Annotated in this window: 6 protein-coding genes; 1 reads left to right on the plus strand and 5 read right to left on the minus strand. The window is 70.4% G+C overall.

Annotated features, from left to right (window positions below; translation table 11 throughout):
* The first annotated feature begins 138 nt into the window (after positions 1–138).
* Positions 139–1,221, plus strand: coding sequence for a GNAT family N-acetyltransferase (locus DBR36_RS10410; RefSeq protein ID WP_108319139.1), 1,083 nt, complete (start codon positions 139–141; stop codon positions 1,219–1,221).
* Between the two features lie 65 nt (positions 1,222–1,286).
* Here DBR36_RS10410 and mutM read toward each other — a convergent pair whose 3' ends face one another.
* The 5 genes from mutM to coaD all read right to left on the minus strand — a co-directional run.
* Positions 1,287–2,177: a bifunctional DNA-formamidopyrimidine glycosylase/DNA-(apurinic or apyrimidinic site) lyase gene (mutM, locus tag DBR36_RS10415; RefSeq protein ID WP_108319141.1), complete on the minus strand. Its 891-nt coding sequence runs from the start codon at positions 2,175–2,177 to the stop codon at positions 1,287–1,289.
* The gene (gene rnc, locus DBR36_RS10420; RefSeq protein ID WP_108319143.1) at positions 2,170–2,862 is read right to left on the minus strand and encodes a ribonuclease III; all 693 of its coding nucleotides are present in this window, start codon (positions 2,860–2,862) and stop codon (positions 2,170–2,172) included. Before rnc ends, mutM begins: the two co-directional genes overlap by 8 nt.
* Before the next feature lie 8 nt (positions 2,863–2,870).
* Complete coding sequence (gene rpmF, locus DBR36_RS10425; protein ID WP_013586329.1) at positions 2,871–3,080, minus strand: 50S ribosomal protein L32; 210 nt, start codon at positions 3,078–3,080, stop codon at positions 2,871–2,873.
* 2 nt (positions 3,081–3,082) lie between these two features.
* The gene (locus DBR36_RS10430; RefSeq protein ID WP_108319145.1) at positions 3,083–3,577 is read right to left on the minus strand and encodes a DUF177 domain-containing protein; all 495 of its coding nucleotides are present in this window, start codon (positions 3,575–3,577) and stop codon (positions 3,083–3,085) included.
* Positions 3,578–3,711: 134 nt separating this feature from the next.
* A partial coding sequence (coaD, locus tag DBR36_RS10435; RefSeq protein WP_108319147.1) for a pantetheine-phosphate adenylyltransferase occupies positions 3,712–4,179 on the minus strand: 468 nt, incomplete at its 5' end.

Genomic DNA, 4,179 nt, shown 5'->3' on the forward strand with positions numbered 1-4,179 from the left:
GCACAGGCCGAGCGCGAACGCCGCGAACGCGCCTGGCAGAGCGCCGCGGCCTTCAGCCGCCCGCCGTTCTGATCGGTGGGGTCGACCCCGGCGTCGGCCCCACCGGCATCCCCTCTTCTTCGACTCGAAAGCACCGTCATGACGACCCTTCCGGCCGGCCTCGAGCTGCGCCCCCTGCACATCCCCGCCCGCATCGACGATCCGGATGCCGCGGACTTCCGCGAGATGGTCCGCCTGCGCAACCTCGTCTACGAGGAGATCTCGGGTCACACCGACGAATCCATCCCCGCCGATGAGCTCCTCCCCGCGTTCCAGCCCCGTCCCGAGGTGAAGCGGTTCTCGTGGATCGCCGTCTTCCGGGGCGAGGTGGTCGGCCGCGCCGGTCTCGATCTGCCCCAAGAGGAGGGAGCGCGCACCGCCTCGTGGCTCATCGAGCTGCGCCGCAGCTCCTGGGGTCACGGCATCGGACGAGCCGCGTTCGCCCGGATCGAGCAGATCGCCCGCGCAGAAGGCCGCTCCGTCCTCCACACCTGGGCGGAGCACCCGGCCGCGGAGGGGCCGACTCTGTCGGCACCGACAGGATACGGCTCCGTACCCGAGGATCACGCCGCGCGCTTCCTGCTGGCATCCGGCTGCACCCTCGAGCAGATCGTGCGGGTCAGCACCCTTGACCTCGCCGAGAGCGGCGCGCGCGTGCGCGAACAGCTCGCCGCGGCCGAGGCGGCGGCCGCGGGCTACCGGATCGTGCAGTGGACATTGCCCACCCCTGATGAGTTCGTCGACCGGTTCGCATGGATGAAATCCCGGATGGCCATCGATGCGCCGTCCGCCGGCCTCGAGCACGACGAAGAGGTGTGGGATGCCGCCCGCCTGCGCCGCCACGAGGCCACCTACCTCGACGCCGGTCGCCACATGCTCGTCACCGCCGCGCAGCACGTCGACACGGGTGAGCTCGCCGCGTTCAACGAACTGGTCATCGGCAAGGACCGCACCGCCGCGACGGGCCAGGAGGACACGCTCGTGGTGGCCGCCCATCGCGGTCACCGCCTGGGGATGCTCGTCAAGTGCGCAGGACTTCTCGCCTGGCGCGATGTCGCCCCGGACTCCCCGCGCGTGATCACGTACAACGCCGAGGAGAACCGCCCCATGCTCTCGATCAACGAGGCGATCGGCTTCGCCCCGATCTCGTACGAAGGGGTGTGGAAGAAGGTGCTCGACTGACCGCGTGTGTTGCCGCCGCGGGCACGCCTCGAGCGACGAACCCCGGCGACGCGCGCGAGGGGCGGTCAGCGCCTGCGTTGGCAGTGCGGGCAGAAGTGGCTCGAGCGGTTCATGAACGACACCCGCACGATCGGGCGACCGCAGCGCGGGCACGGCTGACCGGTGCGCCCGTAGGCGTTGAGCGAGTGGGCGAAGTACCCCGCCTGACCGTTGACGTTGACGTACTGCGCGTCGAAGCTCGTGCCGCCCTCGGCCAGCGCCTTCTCGAGCACCGCCCGCACCTCGGCCAGCAGGCGGTTGACGGCCCGGGTCGGCAGGGCGGAGCCGGCGGTCTCGGGGTGGATGCGCGCCGCCCACAGCGACTCGTCGGCGTAGATGTTGCCGATGCCGCTGGCGACGGTCTGGTCCAGCAGGACGCGCTTGATCCCCGACGACGTCCGCGCGACCCGTGCGCGGAAGCGGCCCTCGTCGAACGCCGGGTCGAGGGGGTCCCGCGCGATGTGCGCGACCTGCGACGGCACCCGGGCGAGAGAGGAACCCCGACCGCCGGCGGCGTGATCGGGGGTATCGACGAGGGGATCGATCGCGAGCGAGCCGAAGGTGCGCTGGTCGGCGAAGACGACCGACAGCGACCCGTGCACCGGGTGCTCCAGCTCGACGCGGATCCGTTCGTGCCGCTCCTCGGGCGCCCCGGGGGTGCGCAGCAGCATCTGACCGCTCATGCCGAGATGGGTGACGATCGCCTCGTCGTCCGAGACCGGCATCCACAGGAATTTCCCGCGACGCACGGCGGCCGAGATGCGCCGTCCGGTGAGTTCGGCTTCGAAGTGCGCGGCTCCCCCGGTGTGGCGCGTGAGCGCGCGCTCATCGCGGACGTCGACCGAGGTGATCAGTGCTCCCGCGACGGCGGGCTCGAGACCGGCGCGGACGACCTCGACCTCGGGGAGCTCAGGCACGCGCGTCGAGCTCGCGCCAGGCGGTGAGCGCGGCGGCCATCTCGGCCTGCTTCTTGCTCGAGCCCGGACCGGTGGCGACGACGTCGCCGACGGTGACCGTGGCGATGAACCGTCGGTCGTGATCGGGCCCGGTCGCCTCGACCCGGTACACGGGTGCCGGCAGGCCCTGTCGCGCGGCGATCTCCTGCAGGCTCGTCTTGGGATCCATCGCGGCGCCGTAGCGCTCGGGGTCGGCCAGCAGCGGCTCGACCAGCCGGAGCACCATGCGGGTCGCCTCGTCGGGCCCGGCCGACAGGAAGGTCGCTCCGATGAGCGCCTCCATCGTGTCGGCGAGGATCGAATCCTTGTCGCGCCCACCGGTGAGGATCTCACCTCGACCGAGACGGACGTACTCGCCCAGACCGATCGTGCGGGCGACCTCGGCGAGGGCCACGGTCGACACGACGCTCGCGCGCCGCTTGGCCAGGCTGCCCTCGTCGAGATCCGGGTGCCCGGTGAACAGCCGCACGGTGACGGCCTGCCCCAGCACGGAGTCGCCGAGGAATTCGAGGCGCTCGTTGTGCGGAATCGCACCGTTCTCGTAGGCGAAGGAACGGTGCGTCAGGGCCAGCGAAAGAAGCTCGGGGTCGATGTCGACCCCGAGCTTCTCGGTGAGCGCCTGGCGCTCGGTGGTGTTTCGCGTCACGTCACCGATCAGACGTCGGCGACCTTGCGGCCCTTGTACTCGAGGAAGAGCTCGGTGCCCTGCGAGTCGGTGACGACCTTCGCCTGGTGGGGGCGGCTGTAGACGACCTTGCCGTTCTCGATGGTCTTGACCAGCGCGGGGGCTTCGGCCTTCCACTGCGCGCGGCGCGAGCGGGTGTTGGAGCGGGAGACCTTCCGCTTCGGGGGGTTACCTGCCATGACTAGCTCTTCTCTGTCTTGGGGGCGGCGCGGAGCGCATCGCCGTCGTCTGGGGTGTACTGCTGGAGCGCAGCCCATCGAGGATCAACGGACGTCTGCTCCGATTCGCCGGGGCTTTCCGTCAGCCTCTCGCCCGTGTTCGGGTCGAGCCCGGGGCAATCCGGCTGACACACCGGCTGGAACGGAAGCGACAGGACGATGGCGTCCCGGACCAGGTTTTCAAGATCCACGTGGTCGTCTTGAACGCCGAAGTCACTCGCTTCGTCCCCAGGATACGCGAAAAGTTCCTGGAACTCGACTTCGACAGGCTCGGTGATGTCGATCAGGCAGCGCCCGCACACCCCGGTCGCGGTGGTGTCGACCGTGCCCGACACGAGGATGCCCTCGTGCACGGACTCCAGCCGCACGTCGAGCTCGAGGATCTCGCCCTCGGCGACCGAGACGAGCCCCTCGCCCCATTTCTCGGGCGTCGGCAGGTCGAGGCTGTGCTCGCGCATCTCTCCCGGGTGGCGCTCGATGTCGCGCACGGGGAGCTGGAAAGGTCCGGGTCGGTGGGTTCTCACGGTCGACAATGCTACCCGCGCACCCCTGAACGGGGGCCGGGCGCCGCGCCCGATGCCGGGCGCACGGGTCAGATCCCGCGGGCCCCCGTGTCGAGCAACCGCGCGACCGCCGGGGGGACGTACGGCGACACGTCGCCGCCCAGGCCGGCGACCTGCCGCACGAGCGAGCTGGACACGAGAGCGTGCGAGGGATCAGGCAGCAGGAACACCGTCTCGACATGGGCGAGGTCGCGATTGACGATCGCCATGGGCGTCTCGTACGCGACATCGACCTGCGAGCGGATGCCCTTGACCAGCACGCGCGCCCCCACCTCGGTGGCGTAGTCGACGAGAAGGCCCATGCTCCACGCGGCCACGATCACGTCGCCCTCGATACCGGCCTCTTCGATCGACTGCTCGAGCAGGCGCTGCCGCTGCGCGATGGGCAGCATCGCCTCTTTGCCGGGGTTGTGCACGACCAGGACGTGCAGCTGGTCGAACAGCCCGGCGGCCCGGCGGATCACGTCGAGGTGGCCGAGGGTGGGCGGGTCGAACGA

It is taken from the genome of Microbacterium sp. HMWF026 (assembly GCF_003061325.1).
GTDB classification, from domain to species: domain Bacteria; phylum Actinomycetota; class Actinomycetes; order Actinomycetales; family Microbacteriaceae; genus Microbacterium; species Microbacterium testaceum_E.

Coding starts and splice junctions, on each gene's coding strand:
- DBR36_RS10410 (WP_108319139.1), top strand. CDS start 139: ATGACGACCCTTCCGGCCGGCCTCGAGCTGCGCCCCCTGCACATCCCC.
- rpmF (WP_013586329.1), bottom strand. CDS start 3,080: ATGGCAGGTAACCCCCCGAAGCGGAAGGTCTCCCGCTCCAACACCCGC.
- DBR36_RS10430 (WP_108319145.1), bottom strand. CDS start 3,577: ATGCGCGAGCACAGCCTCGACCTGCCGACGCCCGAGAAATGGGGCGAG.